24 protein-coding genes and 1 other RNA gene are annotated in these 24,862 nt (G+C 34.7%); 7 read left to right on the top strand and 18 right to left on the bottom strand.

Going from position 1 to position 24,862, the window contains the following annotated elements:
• Nucleotides 1-15 precede the first annotated feature (15 nt).
• The 5 genes from ACLBXA_RS10895 to speG all read right to left on the bottom strand — a co-directional run bounded on the left by ACLBXA_RS10895 (nucleotide 16) and on the right by speG (nucleotide 4,426).
• Nucleotides 16-255, bottom strand: coding sequence for a DUF3947 family protein (locus tag ACLBXA_RS10895; protein ID WP_000980956.1), 240 nt, complete (start codon nucleotides 253-255; stop codon nucleotides 16-18).
• Between the two features lie 79 nt (nucleotides 256-334).
• Nucleotides 335-568 (bottom strand): DUF3955 domain-containing protein, encoded by a 234-nt coding sequence (locus ACLBXA_RS10890; RefSeq protein ID WP_000086300.1) that lies wholly within the window; start codon nucleotides 566-568, stop codon nucleotides 335-337.
• Between the two features lie 159 nt (nucleotides 569-727).
• Nucleotides 728-1,921, bottom strand: a complete 1,194-nt coding sequence (locus ACLBXA_RS10885) for an MFS transporter (protein WP_001293765.1) — start codon at nucleotides 1,919-1,921, stop codon at nucleotides 728-730.
• Nucleotides 1,922-1,926: 5 nt separating this feature from the next.
• The gene (locus tag ACLBXA_RS10880) at nucleotides 1,927-3,474 is read right to left on the bottom strand and encodes an ABC-F family ATP-binding cassette domain-containing protein (protein ID WP_000054881.1); all 1,548 of its coding nucleotides are present in this window, start codon (nucleotides 3,472-3,474) and stop codon (nucleotides 1,927-1,929) included.
• A 436-nt stretch (nucleotides 3,475-3,910) separates the two neighbouring features.
• The gene (gene speG / locus ACLBXA_RS10875; RefSeq protein WP_001071083.1) at nucleotides 3,911-4,426 is read right to left on the bottom strand and encodes a spermidine N1-acetyltransferase; all 516 of its coding nucleotides are present in this window, start codon (nucleotides 4,424-4,426) and stop codon (nucleotides 3,911-3,913) included.
• A 285-nt stretch (nucleotides 4,427-4,711) separates the two neighbouring features.
• On the opposite strand from speG, the gene ACLBXA_RS10870 reads away from it, so the two are divergent.
• Nucleotides 4,712-5,188 carry a DUF4362 domain-containing protein gene (locus ACLBXA_RS10870; protein WP_001222628.1) on the top strand — a complete coding sequence of 159 codons (477 nt, stop codon included), beginning with the start codon at nucleotides 4,712-4,714 and terminating at the stop codon, nucleotides 5,186-5,188.
• Between the two features lie 48 nt (nucleotides 5,189-5,236).
• Here ACLBXA_RS10870 and psiE read toward each other — a convergent pair whose 3' ends face one another.
• Nucleotides 5,237-5,641 carry a phosphate-starvation-inducible protein PsiE gene (psiE, locus tag ACLBXA_RS10865; RefSeq protein WP_000834707.1) on the bottom strand — a complete coding sequence of 135 codons (405 nt, stop codon included), beginning with the start codon at nucleotides 5,639-5,641 and terminating at the stop codon, nucleotides 5,237-5,239.
• A gap of 49 nt (nucleotides 5,642-5,690) precedes the next feature.
• Nucleotides 5,691-6,647, bottom strand: coding sequence for a nuclease-related domain-containing protein (locus tag ACLBXA_RS10860; protein ID WP_016078158.1), 957 nt, complete (start codon nucleotides 6,645-6,647; stop codon nucleotides 5,691-5,693).
• 478 nt (nucleotides 6,648-7,125) lie between these two features.
• Here ACLBXA_RS10860 and ACLBXA_RS10855 point away from each other — a divergent pair, with 478 nt between their 5' ends.
• Nucleotides 7,126-7,683, top strand: coding sequence for a cysteine hydrolase family protein (locus ACLBXA_RS10855; protein WP_001001093.1), 558 nt, complete (start codon nucleotides 7,126-7,128; stop codon nucleotides 7,681-7,683).
• Nucleotides 7,684-7,720: 37 nt separating this feature from the next.
• Here ACLBXA_RS10855 and ACLBXA_RS10850 read toward each other — a convergent pair whose 3' ends face one another.
• Nucleotides 7,721-8,149 carry an Lrp/AsnC family transcriptional regulator gene (locus ACLBXA_RS10850; protein ID WP_000460473.1) on the bottom strand — a complete coding sequence of 143 codons (429 nt, stop codon included), beginning with the start codon at nucleotides 8,147-8,149 and terminating at the stop codon, nucleotides 7,721-7,723.
• A 350-nt stretch (nucleotides 8,150-8,499) separates the two neighbouring features.
• On the opposite strand from ACLBXA_RS10850, the gene ACLBXA_RS10845 reads away from it, so the two are divergent.
• A complete protein-coding gene (locus tag ACLBXA_RS10845) occupies nucleotides 8,500-9,465 on the top strand; it encodes a DUF4822 domain-containing protein (RefSeq protein ID WP_086396203.1) in 966 nt (321 codons plus the stop codon).
• A 263-nt stretch (nucleotides 9,466-9,728) separates the two neighbouring features.
• Here the strand turns inward: ACLBXA_RS10845 and ACLBXA_RS10840 are convergent, their stop codons facing one another.
• Nucleotides 9,729-10,160: an Lrp/AsnC family transcriptional regulator gene (locus ACLBXA_RS10840; RefSeq protein WP_002008929.1), complete on the bottom strand. Its 432-nt coding sequence runs from the start codon at nucleotides 10,158-10,160 to the stop codon at nucleotides 9,729-9,731.
• 167 nt (nucleotides 10,161-10,327) lie between these two features.
• On the opposite strand from ACLBXA_RS10840, the gene ACLBXA_RS10835 reads away from it, so the two are divergent.
• The 3 genes from ACLBXA_RS10835 to ACLBXA_RS10825 all read left to right on the top strand — a co-directional run bounded on the left by ACLBXA_RS10835 (nucleotide 10,328) and on the right by ACLBXA_RS10825 (nucleotide 12,822).
• The gene (locus tag ACLBXA_RS10835; RefSeq protein WP_000926482.1) at nucleotides 10,328-10,909 is read left to right on the top strand and encodes a beta-class carbonic anhydrase; all 582 of its coding nucleotides are present in this window, start codon (nucleotides 10,328-10,330) and stop codon (nucleotides 10,907-10,909) included.
• 55 nt (nucleotides 10,910-10,964) lie between these two features.
• The gene (gene cynS, locus ACLBXA_RS10830) at nucleotides 10,965-11,414 is read left to right on the top strand and encodes a cyanase (protein WP_041488180.1); all 450 of its coding nucleotides are present in this window, start codon (nucleotides 10,965-10,967) and stop codon (nucleotides 11,412-11,414) included.
• Between the two features lie 127 nt (nucleotides 11,415-11,541).
• Nucleotides 11,542-12,822, top strand: coding sequence for a purine/pyrimidine permease (locus ACLBXA_RS10825; RefSeq protein ID WP_001034722.1), 1,281 nt, complete (start codon nucleotides 11,542-11,544; stop codon nucleotides 12,820-12,822).
• 34 nt (nucleotides 12,823-12,856) lie between these two features.
• On the opposite strand, the gene alo is transcribed toward ACLBXA_RS10825, so the two are convergent.
• From alo to ACLBXA_RS10795, 6 genes are all read right to left on the bottom strand, one after another.
• On the bottom strand, nucleotides 12,857-14,395 hold the full coding sequence (gene alo / locus ACLBXA_RS10820; RefSeq protein WP_447617208.1) for an anthrolysin O/cereolysin O family cholesterol-dependent cytolysin Alo: 1,539 nt from the start codon (nucleotides 14,393-14,395) through the stop codon (nucleotides 12,857-12,859).
• A gap of 434 nt (nucleotides 14,396-14,829) precedes the next feature.
• Nucleotides 14,830-15,582, bottom strand: coding sequence for an iron ABC transporter ATP-binding protein (locus ACLBXA_RS10815; protein ID WP_000590056.1), 753 nt, complete (start codon nucleotides 15,580-15,582; stop codon nucleotides 14,830-14,832).
• Nucleotides 15,579-16,643, bottom strand: coding sequence for an iron chelate uptake ABC transporter family permease subunit (locus ACLBXA_RS10810; protein ID WP_000631243.1), 1,065 nt, complete (start codon nucleotides 16,641-16,643; stop codon nucleotides 15,579-15,581). Before ACLBXA_RS10810 ends, ACLBXA_RS10815 begins: the two co-directional genes overlap by 4 nt.
• Nucleotides 16,640-17,656 carry an ABC transporter permease gene (locus ACLBXA_RS10805; protein WP_000041823.1) on the bottom strand — a complete coding sequence of 339 codons (1,017 nt, stop codon included), beginning with the start codon at nucleotides 17,654-17,656 and terminating at the stop codon, nucleotides 16,640-16,642. The genes ACLBXA_RS10810 and ACLBXA_RS10805 overlap by 4 nt, the downstream gene beginning before the upstream one ends.
• Before the next feature lie 19 nt (nucleotides 17,657-17,675).
• Entirely contained in the window at nucleotides 17,676-18,695 is a 1,020-nt protein-coding gene (locus ACLBXA_RS10800) for a siderophore ABC transporter substrate-binding protein (RefSeq protein ID WP_000749440.1), read from the bottom strand.
• Nucleotides 18,696-19,079: 384 nt separating this feature from the next.
• Nucleotides 19,080-19,757, bottom strand: a complete 678-nt coding sequence (locus ACLBXA_RS10795; RefSeq protein ID WP_001250260.1) for a response regulator transcription factor — start codon at nucleotides 19,755-19,757, stop codon at nucleotides 19,080-19,082.
• Nucleotides 19,758-20,348: 591 nt separating this feature from the next.
• Here ACLBXA_RS10795 and ACLBXA_RS10790 point away from each other — a divergent pair.
• Nucleotides 20,349-20,894, top strand: a complete 546-nt coding sequence (locus tag ACLBXA_RS10790; protein WP_000482658.1) for a DUF402 domain-containing protein — start codon at nucleotides 20,349-20,351, stop codon at nucleotides 20,892-20,894.
• 272 nt (nucleotides 20,895-21,166) lie between these two features.
• Here ACLBXA_RS10790 and ssrA read toward each other — a convergent pair.
• From ssrA to rnr, 3 genes are all read right to left on the bottom strand, one after another.
• Nucleotides 21,167-21,521, bottom strand: a transfer-messenger RNA (tmRNA) gene (gene ssrA, locus ACLBXA_RS10785).
• A gap of 126 nt (nucleotides 21,522-21,647) precedes the next feature.
• Entirely contained in the window at nucleotides 21,648-22,115 is a 468-nt protein-coding gene (gene smpB / locus ACLBXA_RS10780; RefSeq protein WP_001123917.1) for an SsrA-binding protein, read from the bottom strand.
• Nucleotides 22,116-22,329: 214 nt separating this feature from the next.
• Nucleotides 22,330-24,768, bottom strand: a complete 2,439-nt coding sequence (gene rnr, locus ACLBXA_RS10775; RefSeq protein ID WP_000391343.1) for a ribonuclease R — start codon at nucleotides 24,766-24,768, stop codon at nucleotides 22,330-22,332.
• Nucleotides 24,769-24,862: the final 94 nt, after the last annotated feature.

Raw genomic sequence — 24,862 nt, 5'->3', positions numbered from 1 at the left:
ACCAGTCGCTTTCTTTCATAAGAAGTATGTCCCGCCATATGGAATGGAAAATAAACCAGCTGGATGTACATCGTAATGTACAATTTGCATCGGAAGTTGTGAATACGGCATATACTGACTTTGCATCATTTGTGCAAAATATGCTTGTTGTTGCATTTGAATAGCCTGATTCACAGCATGAATTGTCCCTTGTGCCCCAGCCAGCGTAATAGCTGCTCCTACTTGTCTACCATTATAAAAATAATGATTCATCATGATTCATCTCACTTATTCTTTTTCTTCCATATGGTATGTTTCTATTTCATAGTGAGTGTTTTGTCCCTATTGGTAGCTCCTATCTATTGCCCTTTTTCAGCTTTGAAGTAATAAATCCAAATAGTAATACACCAATACCACTAAGGAACAATACATAACTTATCGGTACTAGGAAAAAGAAAGGTTCTTCAAGGAATCCATCCGCTCCTATTTTACTGTTTGAAGCATGTATAGTTAAAGAAATAATCGCTAAAATCATTAAAGAAATAGCTACTACGTATTTATTTTTCATTTCACATTCTCCTCTACTCATGTAATTCTCCTTAGATCGTTAACATCATATTATCTAAAACAACATTAACAGTCAATAATTATTTATTGTTTAACAATAAATAATTATTGACTAAACTAATAACAAAAAGGTTTACGAAGCATCTTAAATCACTTCGCAAACCTTCTAAATCATAAATATTTACACTTCAAACCTCTTGCTTAATACAACATACATTGCGCAAAATAGCACGAATATCCCAGCATAAATTAATAAAACCTCTACACTAAACATATCCGACAATGGACCAAATATTATCATTCCTAAAGGAAGCGCGCATGAATTCGCAATTTGTACAAGGCTAAACATCCGCCCGTGCATCGATGGTTCTACTTTCTCCTGCAATAACACAGTAACTGGTGTATTGAAGCACGGCATTGTTATACCAATTAAAAAATTAAATACTAAATACATAGTAAATATCGGTGCTATTCCGAGTCCAATCATAAGCAGTCCATATAATGCACAAGCTAGCGCTGTTGTATGCATACGATTAGGAAAACCACCCCACGCCGCAATCAATACGCCACCAGCTGCCGCACCCGCACTAAAGGTCATCTCACTCGCAGTAAGTCTCCACATTTCGGCCCCGAAAGAACGAGTTACCATTAAAGGCGTTAAAAAAGCAGCTGGACTTATTAAAATCATGACGATAATCAATAAAAGGATTAGCCTTTTAATAAATACATTTTCTTTTAAATAAGAGAACCCTTCTTTAATTCCTTGTAGATTAGATTTTTGCTTACTCTCTACATTCACATGTCCTTCGACCTGAATAACAAACATAATACTAATTCCAAACATGGCTGTAATAACATCAATAAAAAATGTTGTTTCAATGCTGGCAATAGAAAGAATCGCAGCACTTGCTGCTGGAGAAAGAAACATAATTAAAGATGTAATACTGCTATTTATTCCATTTACTTTCATAAGATACTCTTTCGGAACGATTTGCGGAATTAATGCATTCACAGCTGGCGTTTGTACTCCTGTTCCAGCTGAACGAATGAGTAACACAATAAAAAGTAACCAAATACTTTTATATCCTGTTAAAAATAAACTTGCTAAAACTAACGTCGCAATCGCTATAACCCCATCCGATAACATAATCATCTTTTTACGGTCATAACGATCAATCCAAACACCTGCAAACAAAGATATCGCAATTTGTGGTAGAAAACCGCAAACAGTTGAAATAGTCAACATCACTCCTGATGATGTTGTAAGGGTGATATACCATATAATCGCGTATTGCACGAGAGAGGAACCGAACAACGAAATAGTTTGAGCGGTCAAAAATAATATAATTTTCGTTTTCCAATTGTTTTCACTCATATGTTTCACACCCCCTTAACTAATCCTGTCTCTATATCAAAGATGCTATCTGCCCAATCAAGATAAAAACTTGCTTCGTGAGATACGAGTATAATGCTGCCCTTAAACTGAATTAGCGCCTTTTGCAAAGCTTCCTTCGCTTCTGCATCTAAATGATTTGTCGGCTCATCTAAAATTAAGAAGTTACAAGGTGATAGTAATAATCCGCACAGTTTCACCTTCGATTGTTCACCACCACTTAACGTCCGAATTTCTTGCGAAACGTGCGTATCCTTCACACCACACGCAGCTAAATGATGGCGTATTTCCTTCATATTCAGTTTAGGAAACTGTTCTGAAATAATTTGAAGCGGCGTTAAAGAATCATTGCTCCAATTTAAATCTTGCTCATAATATCCAATCTTTATTTGCTCTGAAAAGTGAAACTCTCCAGAAATGCTAGCAATATTTCCAACGATTGTTTTTAATAAAGTAGATTTCCCTACTCCATTGAAACCTGTAATAACAAGTTTTTGCCCACCCATTACTGAAAAATTTAACTTTGGTAAGAGAGCGAAATCGTAACCAACTTCAAGGTTATTTACTTCAAGAACTGTCTGAACTGAAATGGGAAGTTCCTGAAAATGAATAGACGGTTTATGAGTAAAACTTGGTGGCGCAATTCTTTCCATACGCTCCAATTGTTTTCTACGACCTTGCGCTATTTTTGAATTCACCCCAGCAATATTTCTACGAATATACTCTTCCGTTTTTTCAATTTTCTTTCGCTGTGCATAATATTGGCGAATATAATCTTTTCGCAAATGCTCCTTTTGTCTTACAAAATCTGAGTATTTTCCGTAATACTTCTTAACCGTTCCGAACTCTACATCACATATGCAAGAAGTTACCTTTTCCAGAAAATCAAAATCATGTGATACGACAATAAACGCTCCTTCAAAATTCATTAAATAATTAGCAAGCCACTCCACATGCTCCTTATCGAGAAAATTCGTCGGTTCATCTAGTAATAAAATAGTAGGCTCTTCTAATAAAAGCTTTGCTAAAATTACCTTTGCACGCTGCCCTCCGCTTAATTCACCAATAACACGATCCATCCCAATCGCATCAATACCTAAACCGGCTGCCACCTTATTTATTACGCTGTCTACTGAATAAAAATCACGAGCCTCAAGCTGTTCTTGTATTTCAGCTGCTTTCAATAGTTGATTCTCATCTCCAGTCATCGCACTTTCTTCATATAACTTATTCATTCTCTTTTCCATTTCAAACAAATCATAAAAGGCTCGCTTTGCATATTGTGAAATAGTATAGCTCCCATCAATTTCTGCATATTGATCAAGATGTCCAATTTGAATATTAGGTTGCCACTTAATGCTCCCCTTATCAGAAATAATTTCCCCCACCAATATTTTCATTAATGTGCTTTTCCCTGCACCATTCTGTCCAACAATTCCCATATGCTCGCCTTTATGCAAATCAAAAGAAGCATTTTCGTATAATACTTTATCAATAAAACTATGTGATAAACTTTCAACTTTAAGTAAACTCATTTTTATTCCTCTTTTCCTGAAATTAAAAAAAGCAGAGAGATAGCGTCATTCGACACTAGCCCTCTGCTTCGTGGTTTTTCCTATACTACTCCAATTTACAGTAAATACTCATCGGAATAATATACACAAAGGGCCATAGACAAAGCATTGTCTATGGCCCCTTAATCTATTTTATACATCAACTGAAAAACCATAACCAAATAAGCATAGATAAACTATACTTTTTTAGAAAAGTTATTCAGTCGATGAATATAGGGATTTATGCCCCTTGATTAAGCTCCGTACAACGCTTCACCGTATACATTTGTGCGGAGCAAAGTTTTCTAATGAGTTTTACAAATTTTATATAAAGCATGTTCTGCACCTTCCTTAATACTTAAAAGGGATTTTAGCATACAGTTTTACGAAGCGTCAACATTACCTCCAAATCATTCAACTACTTATTTTTAAAATATTCCTTCTGGAACATACACATTCTTATCGCATTATGATAGTTACCATCAACGAAAAACTCGTCTAAAAGCTCGCCTTCCACTATAAATCCAACCTTTTTATACACATGGACTGCTTTCTCATTTTCTTTATCCACAACTAAATAAATCTTATGCATATTTAATACAGCGAAAGCATAATCCATCGCTAAACGCGTCGCCTCTGCTGCATAACCATATCCTTGATAATTTGGATCAATAATAATTTGGAATTCTGTTCTACGATGAATATAATCGATTTCTACTAACTCAACTAATCCAACCATCTCATTGTCTTTCTCAACGATAAATCGTCGTTCACTTTGATCATGTATATGTTTATCGTATAAATCCTGCAGCTCCACAAATGCCTCATACGGCTCTTCAAACCAATACGACATAATATGGGCATTATTATTCAGTTCGTGTACAAACTTTAAATCTTCTCGTTCTAATGGACGTAACTTCAATTCCTGATTCATTCCTATAACCTCCAAGTAAAAGAAACCTCTTCACTTAATTTCTCAATTTTTTTCGATTTCAAACGCCCTAATTTCATTGTAAACTTTCAAGCAACTTGAAGGTCAAGATGTAAAAACTAATGTAAAAATATTATGCCGAAATTTATAACTAATTAATAAAGAATGTAGGTATTTACAGTAACTTAACGAAAAAAGAACAGTCTTTTTGCTTTCCAAAAAGCTCATTAAGATAAAATAAAATTATAAATATATCATCGTTAAAAATTAAGAAAAGGAGCTGAATCTATGAGAATACAATATAGAAAATATGCGTTATCTGTAATCTCATTAGCCTTATTTACTCTTATTGGTTGTACTAATAATGAGCAAAAAAACGATAAAAACGAGACATATACTTTTGAGGCTTCCAAAAAACGTGGTGATATTATTGAGAAAAACGATGAAGTTTATAACATAGAGAAATTAGATACTTTCGTAAAAAACTATAATTCAAATAAAGACGATTCAGTTAGAATTACTAAATTTAATAACAAGAACGAGCCTATTATTATTGATTTAACTGTAAAAAAAGAAAAGGAATCTACCTCCGTCTATTATGATGTCGACTACACAAAAACAAATGAGAAACATAATGAAAACCAAGAGATACAATATTCGAATACTACATGTCAAAAGATAAAGAAAGATATTGAAGACAACAAAGTAACTTATAAATTAGAATGTCCTGACACTATTCATTTGATTACAGCCCCAAAATCATAGGGTGGAAAATTCCACATAAAAAAGTAGTGCAAACTTACGTCTGCACTACTACTCTTTTCTCAAATCTCTCATATTCGATATGTATAAAGCAATAACTAAAACAAGAATTGCTCCTGCGTATAATAACGTCTCCATCGGTTCCTCATGAGACACAATAATCAACCGAATTAAAGCCGTAATTCCGATATAAATAAAATAACGTAACGGGAAATGATAATTCGATTTAAAATACTTAATAATTAATGCAATGAACTCGAAGTATAAGAAATAGACGATGATACTTTCAACCAATTTATAAGACGTATACTCTTTTGACGAAAAAATATACTGCACAAACGTGATCGTCTCATTCACTAAGAAAATCGATAACACAATGGATAATATAATTAAAGCTATATTTAATATCCATTGCAAAATACTAGCTATAACATGATCGATATTAAACGACTTCATTTTATCTTTAAACTCCCCTTCGTATGAGTACTTATTTATTATAGCAAAATTACGATTGGAAAGAAGTTAAATCATATATTCGTCCTTTGTTGTTGCCAGTATAGGCCAGATTTAGTGTGTGGAGAATTCTGTTTACAACCATACCTGACGAAACATGGAGAAACTCTTTCAAATTACCGTTCGTACATGTCGTACTAATGAGCAATGCATAATCTCGTATAGCACCCTCATGTGCCACTTTTGAAAAATCTTTACAACTTGTACAACGCCACCCCTTCTTAACTTTAACCATTGGAATAACTAAGCATTTCTCACATTGTACTCCATTTAGCAACTCCTCTTTTTCTATTTTATATTGCTCAAGTATATTTTGTTGAAGTGGAGAATGCTCCGCTATTATTTGATGAATGAGCCTATCTACATTATCTATAACTTTTTTCTTATATTTACTTTCAAACCACTTTATTTTATGAGGTAGATTTGCACTATGAATAATTGTATGAAGAAGATTGTCATCTGAAGATTTTATAATGGTACGAGGCGAGCTAATAACAACGAGGGACTCGATTGGAAGACTAGAAGAAAATCCATGTAAGCTTAACCATTTTTTAAGTTGTATTTCCTGCCTTTTTATTTGTAAAACAGGGTCTGGAAATCCCTCTGAATTTCCTTCTGTTATTCGGATAAGTTGATTAAACTTTGTATCAAATATTAATGTACCTGCTATATTTTTTATCTCAAGAAACAGAAGAAACTTTGTGGAAATGATAATAGTATCAATTTGAAAGTATTGATCATGATTAGATAAGCGAACATCATGTAAAACACTGTACTCTTTCTCAGAAATAAAACTAAGTGGATAATCAATCGCTTGCTCCCCTTTATACCCCGCCATGTGTTTTGCCAAGTTTTCTCCAATTATATTTCGTTTCGGATGATATACAGGTAACCTTCTAAGAAGCGCTTCTAACTGTCTTATATAAATCGGTATTTTTCTTTCTTTCACAATCACCTCAAACACCCCTTTACAAATATATCAACGATTTTTTCAATATATCTATCACAACTAGCAATATATCAACGATTTTTCCAATATATCTATCATAACTCACAATATATCAACGATTTTTCTAATATATCGATCGGTCGACAATATCCGACACTACCTCACTTCAATCACTCACAGCATATCCTAGAAAAACATCTTCAGCAAAAACTTAAAATCGCATTTCCTCATAAAAAAAACCATAACCCGATCCTCCAGCAAAGTTATGGTTTTTATCCTACAACGCCACTCTACCTATAACTTTGCCGTGAATTCCACAAAATCCATTTGTGCCTATACCAACTTTCACCTTTTTCACAATGAAACTATATACGTTAAAATCGTTTCATAACGCTATTACTTCCGCATACCTACACTTTATATAATAACGGTACAGTACAAACAACGTACTGTACAAATATATGTGGGGGGATTAACTATGAACGAAGCGTTACTATTAGTCGACATACAAAATGATTACTTTGAAGGTGGCAATATGGAATTACATCAACCTGAAAAAGCCGCACAAAAAGCGAAAGAAGTTTTGAGAGTATTTCGCGAAAAGCATAAAACAGTTATTCACGTACAACATATTGCGAACAACGAAGGGGCTACTTTCTTCTTACCCGATACAGTAGGTGTTCAAATTTATGATGATGTACAACCGATTGCTAACGAAAGAGTCATTCAAAAACATCACCCTAACAGTTTTTTAAGAACAAATTTATTAGAAACATTAAAGACAGAAAAAATAGATCAACTAGTCATTTGCGGTATGATGACTCATGTATGTATTGATGCAACAGTACGCGCTGCCAGTGACTTCGGATTTCAATGTATTGTAATTGAAGATGCTTGTACAACAAAAGATTTAGAATTTCAAGGAAATCTAATCCCCGCAGTACACGCTCATCAATCGTTCATGAGTGCATTAGAGTTTGGTGATATTTATGCAACAGTCATGTCAGCAAACTGTTTTATAAACAAGAGCAAATAAAAAATTACAGTTCAAAAAAAAAGAAAGGATAAGTATCTTATTCTTTCTTTTTTTCCATTGTCTTAATGACAGTATTTATACGATAATCACCATAATGTAAAACATCTGCAAGAGTCTCTTCTAATTGCTGATGCGAAGATGTGTGAAGAGTCATGACATAGCACCCATCGCCGCTTATACGATACATTTCAGTAATTACGTCCGTTTTTTCAAAAAATTTTTGAATTTGATTATGATAGTGCGGTGCATGCAAAAATAGTGTAACAAAGGTCATAATAGATCCTTCTAGCTTAGCCCTGTTGATATTTATCGTATATTTTTGAATGACACCTGCCTCTTCTAATTTATGAATTCGTTTCCCGACAGCCTGACCAGTCAAATGTACTATCTCCCCAATTTCCTTCCAGTTCATTCTAGCGTTTTCTTGTAGTAATTGTATAATCTTAAAATCTGTTGAATCAAACATGGACATCCCCTTCCTATACGAAACGAATTCTATAAAATCTTCATTTCCCCTACAGTTTAGCTCGAAAATTTTGCAATACAATCGATTGGCTCCATTAGGAATTACATTATTGTTAGCGACTTTCCTTCTTCATTACAATGTATTTGTTGGATTACTCGTAGGCACTACAACAAGCTAGCGATTTTTTATAAATATGAACATTTTTTAGGAATTAGTTTATCTTTTTTTAATGTTTTATTTAGAGGCAGTTTATAGTCGGGTATTAACATAAGAAACGTAGCAACTAAGTTCATATATGACGCACTGCTACTATAATCGCAAACCGTACTAAAATAAGGAGACGATAAAACATGAACAAAAAAACAAAAGCACTATCATCCGTACTGCTCGGATTCACATTAGCATTAACAGGGTGTGCTGGTACTAAAGCTGAAGAAAATCATAGTAAACAAAAACAAGAACAAGTTGCTAAAGAAACAAAAAAGGAAAATAAATTAACTAAAGGGCAAAAAATGGCTAATATTCTTAGCAAGACAAATTGGCAAGGTACACGAGTGTATGACAAAGATAAGAATGACTTAACAAAAGAGAATGCAAACTTCATTGGTCTTGCAAAATATGATGCGAAGTCAGGCAGATATGAATTTTTTGATGCTAAAACAGGTGCAAGTCGTGGCGATAAAGGAACTTTCTTTGTCACAAATGATGGGAAGAAGAGAATATTAATTTCAGTATCAATGAAGTATCAAGCTGTCGTTGACATGACAAAACTAAATAAAAATGTATTTACTTATAAACGAATGGGGAAAGACGCTAACGGTAAAGATGTAGAAGTTTTCGTTGAACATGTTCCATATAAAGAAAAAGAACTTTCTTTCACTGATCCGGACAAGCAGCTGAACACGACTACAGGAGATATTGTTAAAAATGTTGATGGAGATAAAATTTTAGGCGGTACCCTTTGGCACGGAACAAAGGTATTAGACGAAGCTGGTAACGATGTAACACAATTTAATTCGAATTTTATAAGTCTAGCAAAATTTGATGACAAATCTAATAAATATGAGTTCTTCAATAGCGAAACAGGTCAAAGCCGCGGTGATTATGGCTACTTCGATGTTGTACATGAAAATAAAATAAGAGCCCATGTTTCAATTGGAAATAATAAATATGGTGCTGCTCTTGAACTTACTGAACTAAATAAGAATAAATTTACGTATAAAAGAACTGGTAAAGACCAAGCTGGTAAGGATATAACTATATTCGTTGAACATGAACCTTATAAAGGGGATATGAAACCACAATTTAGCTTTTAAAAACGTTTAATTAAAGATCCTGTACTGAGTTGCAAGATCTTTCTTAAGACAAAATCATTTATGATTCTCTTGAAAGAAATCGTCTCATATCCCCCCTCAACACTTCAGCTTAATTGTTGAATATAACAACTTTAAAAAGCCTTACTACACATAAATTGTAGTAAGGCTCTGACTATTTAAGATAAACATTAAACGACTTCATTATCTCTATACAAATAAAGTTTAGCAAATAACGTTACTATCTCCTCCAAAGAAAAGAAACCTTATTTCAACTTTCCTATTGATAAGTTAACACGATAGTTCCCGTATTTTAATAGTCGTCCTAGAAAGTTATCTAAGTCTTCGTTGGAAGCAAAATGTGTTTTTAATAAATAACACCCCTCACCACTTATACGGTGTACTTCAGAAATCCCTTCTTCTCCTTGAAAGAAATTCATAAACTCTTGGTGATTAGCTGTTGTTACGAACAAAGTAACAAATGCAGTCACTACTTGTCCTAATTTGATTCGGTTTATTGCAATTGTATACTGTTCAATAATCCCTAAATCCTCTAATCTTCGAATTCGATTTCCTACAGCTTGCCCCGTCATATGTATTTTTTGGCCAAGTTCTTTCCATTGTATTCTTGAGTTTTCTCCTAATAATTTCAGTATCTCAAAATCTGTTTGATCAATGATATAAACCAATCCTTTCACCGTGAAAGTAGAAAGCCCGAAAGTGTTTCGCCAACTTATTCTGCTTATCGATACAATTCACTATACTTAGTTTATCCTCTTACATCACATTATTTATCAGCTATATTTACTTATAACACAGAGGACACAACAAAAAAATACATCTAGATTTAAAGGAGGTTACAAATATGTTATTACAAGAAATTCTATCGTTCAATGAACATTTTGTAGAAAATAAGGAATACGCTCCTCGTGAAGCGACAAAAATGCCTAAAAAACGTATGGTTGTTGTTTCTTGCATGGATGCTCGTTTAATTGAGCTACTTCCAAAAGCTTTAGATATACACGATGGTGATGCAAAGGTTATCAGAAATGCAGGTGGTAAAATTGCTTCTGCTTTCGATAGTGTTATGCAAAGTGTTGTAGCATCAGTATACGATTTAAATGCAGATGAAATCTTCCTTATTGGACACCATAGATGTGGCGCGAGCCAAACGAATCCAAAAGGAACACTTCAAAAAATATTAGATCGCGGAGTAGCTTCATCAGAAATTTTATCAGCGATTGAATATGCTGGTATTGACCTTGAAAAATGGTTATTCGGATTCGATGATGTTTGCGACTCAACGCAAGCTAATGTTGATTTAGTAAGAAATCATCCACTTATCCCAAAAGATGTTCCTGTACATGGTTTAGTTATTGACCCTCACACAGGTAAATTAGATGTAGTGGTTGATGGATATAAAGCGTTAAATAGTAAAACAAAATAATAATTATCACGTATATGAAGGGAAGTTATGAGATATGAAAAAACAAGTATTAGATATGAATAGACAAGAAGCTACGCAAAAAATTTTAGCGGCAAAAATTGAAAAAGGGTTAACTTGGGAAGAAATTGCAAAAGTAAGTGAACACTCTGAGACTTGGGTTGTAACAGCGTTATTAGGACAAGCTACAATGACACGTCCAGAAGCAGAAAAAATTGGTAAACTATTAGAATTAGATGAAAAAGTAGTTCAAGCATTAACAGTAGTTCCACTTCGCGGCCAAGTGATGGAAATGCCTCCTACGGACCCGATTGCATATCGTTTATATGAAATGATGTTACAATATGCACCAACTATTAGAGAGTTAATCTTAGAAAAAGCCGGCGAAGGTGTAATGAGTGCGATTAACTTCAACCTAGGTGTGGATACACAAGAAGATCCAAAAGGTGGCGATCCTCGTATCGTGATTACACTTAATGGGAAATTCTTACCATTCCGTACATGGTAATTAATTAAAAATCTATCTATATAATTAAAATAATTTTATAGATTTAATAAATCCATCCTTTTTAATCTAACTGTGTAGAAAGGATGGATTTTTACTATGAGATTCTTTTTCGGCAAAGGAGAATAATATGAATAAAAAACACTTTGATACGAGTTTTAGTATTCTACAATGGTTTGTGTTTCTATTAGCAAATGCAATTGCGTTACCTATCATTATTGGTGGCATATTCCATTTACCAATAGAGGATGTCTCAACATTAATGCAGCGAACTTTTTTAGTCGTGGGAGTAAGTTCGTTTCTACAAGCGTGGTTTGGGCATCGTTACCCCATTGCGGACGGGCCAGCCGGTTCATGGGTAAGTATATTTGTCATATTGGGACAAGTCGCTATGCATCAGGGACAAAGTGCAAAAGACGTATTGCAACTTTTAGAAGGCGGATTAATTATTGCAGGTATATTACTCTTCTTTCTTGGTATAACAGGGCTTGTTCATCGAATCTTACGCTTATTTACACCCTTGGTTACAGGAACCTTTCTTTTAATATTATCTCTTCAGCTTAGTGGTGTGTTACTAAAAGGAATGATAGGATTACAAGGATCTGCAACCCATCCTGACTATACAACAGCTACTATTGCTCTCTTTGTTTTTGCCCTTATTACTTTCTTATCAATTAAAGGGAAAGGATGGATGAAAAGTTACGCTGTGTTACTTGGAATTTCATGTGGTTGGCTTTTGTATGCAGTATTAGGAAAATCATCTCATATCCCTTCGCATACAACGCTAGTTAAGTTACCAGAGATATTTGCTTGGGGCACACCTAGATTCGATATTGGAATGACTCTAACTGCAACTTTATTTACATTTCTTTTAGTTGCAAATACAATCGCTGCTATTTCGGCTGTAAAACAAGTGGCTCCATTATCTAAAGAAAATGAAAAGCAAACACTGAACCGTGGTGTATGGGTCGGAGGTATATCACATATTATCTCGTCGTTGTTCTCTACAATTGGAATTGTACCATTACCTGCATCAGCAGGATTTATCCAACTAACAGGACAAAGAAAAGTGAAGTCGTTCCTTATAGCAAGTCTTATATTAGCAGGAATTTCTTTTATTCCCTCAATTGTAAACTTTATATCCTTGCTACCAGGACCTATTGCTAATGCTGCACTTTTAGCTACATTTGTCCAAGTAATAGGCATTTCATTTCAATCCATTTTACGTGAAGATTTAAATCAACGCCGATTAACTATATTAGGAATTTCATTATTAATCAGTTTGGGAATATTGTTTCTTCCAGAAAGTGCATTTAGCGGAGTTCCTTCTTCCTTACAATATGTTTTAAGTAATGGCTTACTTGTGGGTACCATGCTTGTCATTCTATTAGAACAATTTTGGAAAGAATAAAAAGCGCCCTACTTATAGGGCGCTTTTTTTATAACTAATGACTAATACTAGCAGTTGGATATAATGTTGTTCCTCCAATTGAAACTTTTATTTCATTTGTTAATGGAACGTTTTGTTCATTAATAATTGTTCTCCACCATTCCCATGCAAGACCTGTACATTCTTTTGCTACAATTTTTATATTTTTTGAGTTCGGTGGAAGAGGGATAACTGTAGAGTAATGAGCCGTTTTGTCTTTTCCGCTACCATCCCATGTTTTATGTGTTAGTACTTCGTTACCCTTTTGGTCAAATGTGAATTCATCCCAAGATACATCAAATTGAGCAACGTAAGCACCGTAATGATCAAGTGTCATTTTAGCACTTGAATATTCTGTAGTTGTCGTCTCAATATAATCTGTATTGTTATGAACAGCGGCAGTTGCATTATCTTTTAAGAAAGTGCTTGTATATGAAATTGGATATGCTGGATTTTTAAGACTTAATTCAGCATTATCTTTAATGATATTTCGGATTTCATTGAAATCTTTAGTAACAACCTTGTTATGCTCTTTCGCATCTCCGCCTAATACTACAGCAGTAAAGGTACTTTCTTCAAAAATATCTTTATACTGTCCACTCGTTTCGACGCTGTTATTCTTAAGTAAGGCTTTAAAAGCAGCTTGTACATCTTTACTCTTAGATGTTGTTTCTAATTTTACATAAACGGTTCTACCATAAGCTACATTTGAAACCATAACAGGTGGAGCCGAATTACTTACACCTTTACGAGTTAACTCGTCAAAAGTAACACTATTATCAAAAAGATCGGATGGATTGTTAGGTAGTTCAGCACTTACCGTATAAAATATTTGCTTATATGCCGCTACCATCACTTTCTTCTCTCCATTTGCAACCGCATTAAAATCAATGTTTAGACTGTTATCAAGATATTTAGCGTTAACATTAAGAGCACTTGCTATTTGTGATTTACTATAAACCATAGATTCTGTATACTGCATTCTTGCAGGTAACGTATGTGTTGTAGAATACTTTTCATTCCAAGTAGATACTAAATCGTCTACTGCTCCAGCTACATTACCATATGTCGGATTTTGAACAGTGATTGTATTTTCTTTTCTCATGCCAGGTAAGTCTATACTAATATTCAAAGGCTTTCTCTTAGCCACTAATAAACTCGGTTGATTGTCTGCAAAAGCTTTATTTGCAAGTTGTACAGCTCCTGGATACGTGCGATTCACTACAGAATCAATAATTGAAATATCGACCGGTGACGTTGTAAGTGATTTTTTCTCGCGTTCCACTACTACAAATTTACCATTTGAATTGATACTTTCTTTCGGAACAAAACTCTCTACTTTATCACCATTTACAGCTAAAACCTCTTGATTATTATATTTAAGATTTGCTATACCAGTATCAATGCCACTAGCATTTTTAGTTACATCAGTTACATTACTTGCTTGTGTTTCTGCGAAGGAAATAGATGAATAATTAATAGTGCATAAACTAACTAATAAACATGCAAGGAACTTTCTTCTTTTAGTGTTTTTCTTAATATTCAGAAAAATCACCCCGTTCTTTTTTTAGTAAAATATGATAATGATTGATAAATGATAGCTAATTAATAAACTTACATAAATGCTTTTAAAAGTTCTTGAATTAACGGGATTACGCCACCTACAAATTTTAAAACTGCCATTGCGATTTCCATATTATTTCCTCCTTTTTCTTGCTACGATAATGTGGTTTATCTTTATGCCCTCATTATAGTGACACCTTACACTTTTATCAATACACTCTGATATGCAATATTACATATCAAAAACAAACTGAATTCTTTTAAAAAGTTATACAGAGATATTTTTTTCGTTTGGTACATACTTGAAAAGGTGAAGCATTCTTTTGCATTTTATGAGTAATCACATAAAAAAAGTTGCTGCCTATAAAATACAGACAGCAACTTCAACTAGAGTGTCTTGCATAATCTACGCAAGACATTTTATAACTAATAAACTGCTATTGGCCCATAAGGACCATTAATAATTTCTATTTTTGTTTCAAAAATATCTGTCAAAAGTGTTGGATCCATAACCTCTTCTACTGTTCCAAAAGCAGCAATTTGTCCATCTTTCATAGCACAAATTTTATCAGAGTATTTAGCCGCAAAATTTATGTCATGCATGACAGTCAAAATTGTTCGTCCAAATTCATTAGCTGCACGTCTCAAATGCTCCATCATTTGAACAGAACGAGCAACATCAAGGTTGTTCAAAGGTTCGTCCAAAAGTACATATTCCGTCTCTTGGCACAATACCATCGCTACATATGCCCTTTGTCTTTGACCACCAGAAAGCTCATCTAAATATCTATTCTCTAAACTAGTTAAATCTAAGAAATCAATATATTTAGAAATGATAACCTCATCTTCTTTAGTCAATCTTCCCTTTGAATAAGGAAAGCGCCCAAATCCAACTAATTGTCTAACAGTAAGCCTAGTTACAAAATGATTTTCTTGTCGCAATATAGTCAAAATTTTTGCTAAGTCTTTTGATTTGGATTCAGAAACATCCATATTTGCTACCTGAATTTGACCTTCATCCATATCTAAAAGTCTTCCAATCATCAAAAGTGTCGTAGACTTTCCAGCGCCATTTGGTCCAATTAAAGAAGTAAAGCCTGCTTTTGGTATTTCAATATCCAAAGGTCCTATCTTCACCTTATCAGTATAGAACTTTTTAACATTATCAATTTTTATCATAAAGCCCTCTTCCTTAAAACTATAGTTAAGAATATGATTCCACCAAATAATTCAATAATAACTGAAACTACACCTTGAGCATGGAATACATGATACATTAAAAAGTATGCACTCGTCATTATTAAAAATCCTATAGCAAAAGCCATCGGAAAAATGTATCTATGATCATAAGTTGACGCTGCCTGATAACTCAAAGTTGCTACTAAAAAGCCGTAGAAAGTAAGTGGTCCAATTAGAGCTGTTGAAATGGACATCAAAATAGCTACTAATACAAGCGTATAAATTACACTAGGTTGATATTTAACACCAAAAGAAGTAGCAACATCTTTTCCTAGTGACAAAACATTCAAATTCTTAGAATGAGCCAAAATTAATACTGCTACAATTATGATCATAGGAATTACAATAGGAAAATATGCAGGATCTGCATGATTAACAGAACCAAATAATCTTGCTTGTAAAATATCAAATTCTGAAGGCGCAAGTAGTTTTCTCATGAAAGTTGACACTGAATTTAGCCCGGTACCAATAATAATTCCAACTAAAAGCATAAGTTGTAAATTCCCGTATTTACCGGAAAGTAACCATCCATAAAGTATCAAACTCATGAAGACCATAACAACAACTTGGAATAAAAATGATCCAATTCCATTAAAATTTATTAATGCACTAGCACCAAAGAAGAATATTGTACTCGTTTGAATTGCTGAATAAAGTGATTCGAAACCTAAAAGCGATGGAGTAATAATTTTATTATTCGTAATAGATTGGAAAGCAACTGTCGACAAGCTATGGCAAACTGCAGCGATAATCATTGCAACAATAGCTACTATCCTTCTCTTAACGACTGGGATAAAAGAAGGTGAATCTATCGGAACTGGATTGTTATAAACTAAAAGTCCATATGAAGAAAGGAGACCTAAAGCAATCAATGTAATCAGTAAAATCCAATAACGTCTTGCTTCCTTCTTAGACCGAAAAGCGCTAGCTGATCTACTTTCATTATGAAGGCTAGAATCGATTTCGACATTTTCTTTTTTTCTATATTCTAATGTGATCATCGTAGCCTCCTTGGTTTTCTTTGTCTCAATAAAATAGTAATAAACACGACTGCTCCCACTGTTGCAAGTATTAAAGAAACAGGTAATTCAAAAGGCTGTATAATTGTTCGAGAAATGATGTCACAGGCAGTTATTGACCCCATTCCGATCACACAAACCCAAGGTAAATTACTCCTAAGATCATCACCTCTAAACATTGAAACGATATTTGGCACAATTAATCCTAAGAAAGGTAAGTGTCCAATAACAGCTGCAACAATTCCAACTGCAACAGATATAAGAGCAGTCCCAAAAAGAACAATTCTATTGTAATTAACTCCAAGGCTTGTTGCGACATCTTCTCCTAGTCCAGCTAAAGTCAATCTATTAGCATACATAAAAATAAGAAAAGTAATGATAACAATCAGCCATAAATATTCATATCTTCCTACCTGAACGTTCGCAAATGAACCTACGAACCAAGTTTCAATACTTTGCGTCTTTTGAAAAAGGAGTCCCAAAAAAGTAGACACTGCAGAAATAACTGCTCCAAGCATCAATCCAATAATCGGGACAATTAAAGACGAACGAAGCTTAACTCTTCTTAAAAATAGAAAAAAAATCATAGTTCCTATAAAAGAAAAAATGATTGCACCAGTCATTCTTTGCACTAAAGTTGGGGCAGGAAATAGTAAATACACAAAAAGCAGGCCTAAGCCTGACCATTCGATAGTCCCTGTTGTAGTAGGTTCAACAAAGCGATTCTGTGTAATGAGTTGCATTACGAGCCCTGCCATCGCCATTGCAGCTCCAGTAAGCATTAATGCAACTGTTCTTGGAACACGAGTGATGAAAAACATCTCCATTCCGTCCTCTTGTCCACGTATATCATAAACTCCAGTAAACAGTGATATAATCCCTAAAATTAGAACAACTATAATCGCTATTATAAAAGGTTTTGTCCATAATTTATTGTGATTATAAAACTGGGGTTGAGAAATATTCTCAACCCTAGAAATTATATTTTTTGACACTGCTTCGTACTCCTTTACACTACTTAGCTAAAGTTTTTGAAATATTTCCAAATAACTCTATATAAGTTTGAATTGATTCATTTGTGTAAGTATCTTCTGGTGCATAAATAACCTGGTTTTTAGAAACAGCAGTTGTGTTTTGAAGAGCAGGTGATTTAGAAATAACATCCTTAGCTGGAGCTGAAGTGGCTGCATCAGATGTTGCAGCATCACGATCTAATACGAAAATCCAATCAGGATTTGTTTGTGCAATAGCTTCAACAGAAACGTCGTCACCTTTATGACCTGCAGTAGAATTTGAAACTTCTAATGCTGGAGTCCAACCGAAAATTTCATACATTGGTCCCCAAACACGACCAGAGTGCGGCGCAGCAAAACCGATATTCCCACCAGTAACGATAACACTCATAACTTTATCTTTTCCGTTATAAGCAGATTTTGCGTTTTCAATAGATTTATCAAAATCAGCTACTAATTTTTTAGCTTCTTTATCTTTATCAAAAATTTTCCCTAAAGTAACTGTAGAATCTTTAAGTCCTTTTACTAAGTTTTCGCCAGGCTTAGTAGCCTTCTCAGATACATCAACATTAAGATCAATAACAGCTGCATTTGGTACTAATTTTTTGATTTCTTCGTAATGACCAGCAAATCTTTGACCAACGATTACAAGTTCAGGATTTGCAGCTGCAATAATTTCAAGATTTGGTTCACGGTGATTTCCAATGTTTTGAACTGAATCATCCTTTTTATATGCTGAATCTGCAGGCATGATATCCTTTGGAGCAGCCGCTAATTTAATTCCCCAATCAGATAAAGTTTCAAAAGTTCTGTTATCCAAAGCAACTACATTCTTTGGGTTTACAGGGACTTTAACAGTTCCATGAGCATCAGTGATTTCAACCGTTTTTGTCTTATCACTACCATTATCTTTATTAGCTTTTGACTCTTTAGTATCATTACTTGGATTTGAGCAAGCTACTAACATTAAAGTGAAAATTGCTAGAATACTCACTAATTTTAAAAGCATAGATTTTTTCATATGTATACTCCTTATAGTGTAATTTATTTCGAAAATGATGACATCCATAGATTGAATTAGAAATTAATTTTTATTCAATTGAATCGCTATTGATAATCATTTTCATTTGAACATCCTGTTAATTAGTATAGTCATTAATTCTGTGAAAATCTTGTGAATGGTGTGAATTCATAAAATCAGGCACCAAAAGTAATATGTGAAGTCAGGCGTGTTGATTAATCATGATTTCCTCTACAAAACACGCTCATTAATAGCTAATATTTTTATAATCCATTTTTTTACGTCTTTTAATACTTCTAAGAAACTATTTGATTATTAGATTCAATAGAAAAAAGAGTAAAACTGAATGAAACAGTTTTACTTTTTTTCTATTACCTTATTTTATCATTCAATCATTGAATAACCTCTACCATGTATCGTTTGAATATATCTGTCTTTCTTCTCGCACTTTAACTTTTTTCTTACATACCCAATATATAAATCTACTACATTTGGATTTACTACTACGTTATATCCCCAAACTTGATTCAAAAGCATTTCACGGCTTAATATTGTGTTTTTATTCTTGATTAAAAATACAAGTAAGTCGTACTCGCGCTTAGTAAGCGAGAGGTTTTCGCCACCTTTTTTCACAATATTGCTAGATGCATCAACAAAGAGATCTTTAAACTGAAAAAAATTCGTCTCATTTTGCTGGTTACAATCACTTCTCCTTAAAATAGCTTGAACCCTTGCTACTAATTCTTCTTTCACAAATGGTTTTCTTATATAATCATCTGCACCTGCTTGTAGCCCTGCCACGCAATCCTCGCTAGAAATATTGTCGGTCACAATAATTATCGGTGTCGTTTTAACAAGTCGTATTTGTCTGCAAATTTCCGGTCCCGATATACTTAATGAATCCCAATCCAATACGATAATATCCCAATCTTGTTCATATATTATATTTAAACCTTCGTTTTCATTGTGAAGTTTTAAAATGAAATAGCCTTCTTGCGTTAGACCGCTTACGATTTTCTTCGCTAAAGACCTTTCATTCTTAATTACTAACACCTGCCTCACCGATGGTTCACCTCTACTTCAATATAACTTATTTAGATAAAAAATTATCCCGAAAAAACAATTTAAGATTTATAAATTTAAGATTCCTAAATAATCCATTAAAACAGCTTATTAGGAGAACTCTATATAATCTTACAATAGGTATGGTTAAAAACACAAAACATATGAAGATTGTAATAAATTAAAATTTTAATACAAACTCACCAGTTGGGCGTTTACTAGCAGCTATAGTACCTCCCTACTTATCATCAATAACCATTTTTTTATTCTCTGTTTCAAGGATACCGTCCCATCAACTTCAGCATTCTATAAAACCACAAACAAAAAAACCATAACCTCGCCAACCTGGCAAAGTTATGGTTCATATCATACAATTTGACTTTACCCATAAAGTTGCCGCTACAGGAAGCATAAGTTTTCCAGAAAACCCTTGTTTTTGCAGATAATTATTTAATTATTCACTAGAATGGGAAGCATAATTTGGCCGTAAGTTAATTATTAACCCATAAGCTGACCGCAAGAGGAGGCATACAGTTTTACCAACTTATACCATAATTAATTTAGTAGATTAAAGAAGGGGTGAATACAATTTTGTTTAATTTAAATACACATCAATGTCACTGCGATGAAATTATAGAGAGGAAAATACGATATGATTCTAAAGTTCTAGAATATAAATGTAAGTTTTTAAATGCACAAGATCAAAGCCTTGTGCTATTTCACATTATCGAAGACTCCTTTACAATGTTGGCTGGTCGAAACAAATTAACGATTCCTAGAGGAAGTTATACAATAGCTTATTATTGGAAAGATCGTCCATATAATTTATATTTCTGGAGGGACAATAAAGGGAATTACCTAGGCTCCTATTTTAACATTGTAAAGAATACATGTATAAATGATAAAATGGTGACTTTTGAAGATTTAATTATTGATATTTTAGCACTTCCAAATGGTGAATACTTTATTTTAGACGAAGATGAATTACCGGAGAAATTAGAGGATTTCGAGAATGGTTCAGTCCAATATGCCCTAAATTCATTAATTAAGTCTATTGATACTGTTCTTTCTCAAGCATTTTCAGAATCTGAAGGAATTTATAAACATGAAAAGTTTGCTCCATTATTAGAAAAATGAGGGAGTAAATGTAATTAAATTAAAGAAGGCGCTAGCAACATGAGCCAGTTATAAAAAGGAAATTCCTTTGCACTTAGGAATTTCCTTTTTATATGTTGTAATTTTCTTAACGTTGTATATACCCATTTCCATGATGCTACTCCTTTTATAAGTAATATAAAAAGAGTTTGTTAGAACCATATCTTTGCCGCAAACAAAAAGAACCATAACCTCGCCAATCTGGCAAAGTTATGGTTCATATCATACAAAATAAAAAACCACCAAATATGTATTGGTGGAGACGGTGGGAGTCGAACCCACGTCCAAAAATATCGGCACTTAAGCTTCTACGAGTGTAGTCGATATATTAGCATTTCGCGAACTCTTCGGCCTATCGACAGGCTTCCAAGTTGCTAGTCTGATTGTTCTCTTCCTTCGCCCTCAGACGGCGAACTCCGGCGTAGTCCACTTAGTTTGAGTCCCTTACCCTACCACATGGACGATGGAGGGAGGAACCTTTAGTGCAATTAAGCAGCTAAAGAAAGATTGTTTTGTTTGCCAATTATAGGCTTTGACGTTTTAACGAGGCCGATCCCCTCGACTCGCAACCTAAGCTCGAACTATCCCTGTCGAATCCGTAACGTCCCCATGATAAAAATGGAGCATACGAAGAAAATATCGTGATAGCTACTAAGAGCTGTTTTTCAATGTGCAACAACCTTACATAAGTTATTATATCATACGCGCGCCGTTTTACAAATGTAAATATCTGTATTACATCTTTTGACGATCACGGAACACGCGTGCAATTTCACGTTTCGCTTCTTTCTCTTTTAAATCGTGACGTTTATCATATTGTTTCTTACCTTTTGCTAAACCAAGTGCCATTTTTGCAAATCCATTTTTCAAATAGATTCTAAGTGGAACTAATGCGTAACCTGTTTCTTTTGCAGCGCCCGCTAGCTTATCAATTTCTTTTTTATGAAGAAGTAATTTTCTCGTACGAAGTGGATCATGGTTGAAACGATTCCCTTGTTCGTATGTATTAATGTGCATATTATGAACCCATACTTCACCGTTATGTATACGTGCAAACGCATCTTTCAAGTTCACGCGACCAGCGCGAATCGACTTAATTTCCGTTCCTTGAAGGACAAGCCCTGCCTCGTATGTTTCTTCGATGAAATAATCATGAAATGCTTTTTTATTTTGTGCAATAACCTTACCTGTACCCTTTGGCATATAACGTCCCTCCTCTATTTTTACTATTGTAACAAATGTTAATAAAAAGCGAAAGTGGCTCGCTCAGAATGTGAGGTGGATGGAGCTTCTGACCTTGAGGCGCTCTTTGCCTCTCGGGAAGAAGTGAAGCCGCCGAACATTCTAGCCACTGTAGCTAGATTCCAACAAAAAGAAAAAAAGCCTCGCTTTTCATCAAAGCGAAGCCATCCTTTTCTTACTTACGCTTTTTCTTTTTCTTCTTGAATCCTGGTACGTTTTCGAAGAATCCTTTTTTCTTCTTGCCATTACCATCTTTTTTCCCTGGCTGACTAGCAGACGTGGATGCTGTTGCTGATGCGGATCCTCTTCCTGTGCTTTTACCTTTGCCACCACGGTCAAACTTTCTACCTGTGCCACGTTCACCGCCGCGCTCATTACTGCGCTCGCTACGTCCACCGCGTTTCTTTCTGCCTGTTCTTGGCTGCTCGATAACGACTGGACGATCTTTGAACTTACGACGAGGTGTACCTTTCATGCCAACGATTTCAAAGTCGATTGCACGCTCGTCTTTATTTACGTTAATAACACGAATTGTAATTTCGTCACCGATGCGGAATACGTTTCCTGTACGCTCTCCGATCATAGCGAAATGCTGCTCGTCATAACGGTAGTAATCATCCGTTAAGTAGCTAACGTGTACAAGACCTTCAATTGTATTTGGAAGCTCTACGAATAAACCGAAGTTTGTTACAGAGCTAATCATACCGTCATACTCTTCACCGATCTTATCAACCATATACTCTGCTTTTTTCATCTCATCTGTTTCACGCTCTGCTTCAACAGCACGGCGTTCCATATTAGAAGAGTGCTCTGCAATCTCAGGTAATTTTTCACGCCATTTTGCTTGCGTTTCATTGTCGACTTTACCATTAATAATGTATTCACGAATTAATCTATGAACGATTGTATCTGGGTAACGACGAATTGGTGATGTGAAATGTGTGTAGAACTCAGTTGATAAACCGAAATGCCCTAAACTATCCGCATCGTAACGAGCTTGCTTCATAGAACGAAGCATAACCGTTGAAATAACTACTTCTTCAGGCTGTCCTTGAACCATTTCAAGAATTTGTTGCAGCGCACGAGGGTGTACTTCATTCGCACGTCCTTTTACCGCATATCCGAAGTTCGTTACAAACTCGAAGAAACGCTCAAGCTTATCTTCTTTCGGATCTTCATGGACACGGTACATAAACGGTACGTTCATCCAGTGGAAGTGCTCTGCTACTGTTTCATTCGCAACAAGCATAAATTCTTCAATTAACTTCTCTGATACAGAACGATCGCGCATAACAACATCAGTCGGTTTTCCTTCTTCATCTACTAATACTTTCGCTTCTTTAAAGTCAAAGTCAATTGCACCACGGCGCATACGTTTTTCACGTAGAATTTGTGCCAATTGACCCATCTCTTTAAACATCGGTACTAATGGCTCATAACGCTTAATTAACTCTTCGTCCTCATCTTCTAAAATGCTTCTTACGTCAGCATACGTCATACGCTCTGTCGTTTTAATCACACTTTGGAAAATCTCGTGTTTAACAACATCACCTAAGTTGTTGATTTCCATTTCACAAGATAATGTCAGACGGTCTACTTTCGGATTTAATGAGCAAATACCGTTAGATAGACGATGTGGAATCATCGGAATTACACGGTCAACAAGATACACACTCGTCGCTCTTTCCGCTGCTTCTACATCAATTGGAGAACCTTCTTGAACGTAATGACTTACATCCGCAATGTGAACGCCAAGCTTGTAGTTACCGTTCTCAAGCTTCGTTACTGTAACAGCATCATCTAAGTCTTTCGCGTCTGCACCATCAATCGTTACGATCATTTGATCACGTAAATCACGACGATCCTTTAAATCTTCTTCTGAAATCGTTTCTGGTACACTGTTTGCATGCTCCATCACTTCTTCAGGGAATGCTAAAGGTAAATGATGTTTATGAATGACAGATAAAATATCTACTCCTGGATCATTTTTATGACCTAGAATTTGAATAACTTCACCTTCTGCGCTTAAACGATTTTCTGGATAGCTCGTAATTTTCACAACTACTTTATGACCTTCTACAGCACCCATTGATGCACTTTTCAAGATAAAGATATCACTCGTCCAGCGCTTATTGTCAGGTATAACAAATCCAAAGTTTTTCGATTCTGTATATGTACCAACAAGTTCTTTCGTTCCACGCTCTAAAATGCGTACAATTGAACCTTCTTGACGTGAACCGCTCGATTGAGAACTAAGGCGTGCTAATACTGTATCGCCATGAAGTGCACCGTTTAATTCTGTAGGAGGGATGAAAAGATCATCGTCTCCAGTTTTCTTCTCTTCTGGCACAACGAAAGCAAAGCCACGTGCATGTCCAATTAACTTACCTCGTACTAAATTCATCTTTTCAGGAAGACCGTATCGATTACTACGTGTACGAATAACAAGTCCCTTCTCTTCCATCATTACAAGTGCTTTTACAAAATCTTTAAAGCCCTCAGAACCTTCAATTCCAAATGCCTCTTCTAACTCTTGTATCGTTAGCGGTTTATACGCTTCTTCTCTCATAAATAATAACAACTTATCAATATGTTCTTGTGTGATTTCTTCCAAGCAAAAATACCTCCTTTAAAACCTTATATTATTTAGTGTATCCGAAAGATAGGGGATGTATAAAGTGAAACTTCAATACTCCTCTTATGATTTT

Source organism: Bacillus sp. D48C, from assembly GCF_053345735.1.
Note: the sequence above shows the minus strand (reverse complement) of the source record. Positions and strands in the feature narration are given on the sequence as shown.

Coding starts and splice junctions, on each gene's coding strand:
- ACLBXA_RS10895 (WP_000980956.1), bottom strand. CDS start 255: ATGATGAATCATTATTTTTATAATGGTAGACAAGTAGGAGCAGCTATT.
- ACLBXA_RS10890 (WP_000086300.1), bottom strand. CDS start 568: ATGAGTAGAGGAGAATGTGAAATGAAAAATAAATACGTAGTAGCTATT.
- ACLBXA_RS10885 (WP_001293765.1), bottom strand. CDS start 1,921: ATGAGTGAAAACAATTGGAAAACGAAAATTATATTATTTTTGACCGCT.
- ACLBXA_RS10880 (WP_000054881.1), bottom strand. CDS start 3,474: ATGAGTTTACTTAAAGTTGAAAGTTTATCACATAGTTTTATTGATAAA.
- speG (WP_001071083.1), bottom strand. CDS start 4,426: ATGAATCAGGAATTGAAGTTACGTCCATTAGAACGAGAAGATTTAAAG.
- ACLBXA_RS10870 (WP_001222628.1), top strand. CDS start 4,712: ATGAGAATACAATATAGAAAATATGCGTTATCTGTAATCTCATTAGCC.
- psiE (WP_000834707.1), bottom strand. CDS start 5,641: ATGAAGTCGTTTAATATCGATCATGTTATAGCTAGTATTTTGCAATGG.
- ACLBXA_RS10855 (WP_001001093.1), top strand. CDS start 7,126: ATGAACGAAGCGTTACTATTAGTCGACATACAAAATGATTACTTTGAA.
- ACLBXA_RS10850 (WP_000460473.1), bottom strand. CDS start 8,149: ATGTTTGATTCAACAGATTTTAAGATTATACAATTACTACAAGAAAAC.
- ACLBXA_RS10845 (WP_086396203.1), top strand. CDS start 8,500: ATGAACAAAAAAACAAAAGCACTATCATCCGTACTGCTCGGATTCACA.
- ACLBXA_RS10835 (WP_000926482.1), top strand. CDS start 10,328: ATGTTATTACAAGAAATTCTATCGTTCAATGAACATTTTGTAGAAAAT.
- cynS (WP_041488180.1), top strand. CDS start 10,965: ATGAATAGACAAGAAGCTACGCAAAAAATTTTAGCGGCAAAAATTGAA.
- ACLBXA_RS10825 (WP_001034722.1), top strand. CDS start 11,542: ATGAATAAAAAACACTTTGATACGAGTTTTAGTATTCTACAATGGTTT.
- ACLBXA_RS10815 (WP_000590056.1), bottom strand. CDS start 15,582: ATGATAAAAATTGATAATGTTAAAAAGTTCTATACTGATAAGGTGAAG.
- ACLBXA_RS10810 (WP_000631243.1), bottom strand. CDS start 16,643: ATGATCACATTAGAATATAGAAAAAAAGAAAATGTCGAAATCGATTCT.
- ACLBXA_RS10800 (WP_000749440.1), bottom strand. CDS start 18,695: ATGAAAAAATCTATGCTTTTAAAATTAGTGAGTATTCTAGCAATTTTC.
- smpB (WP_001123917.1), bottom strand. CDS start 22,115: ATGCCAAAGGGTACAGGTAAGGTTATTGCACAAAATAAAAAAGCATTT.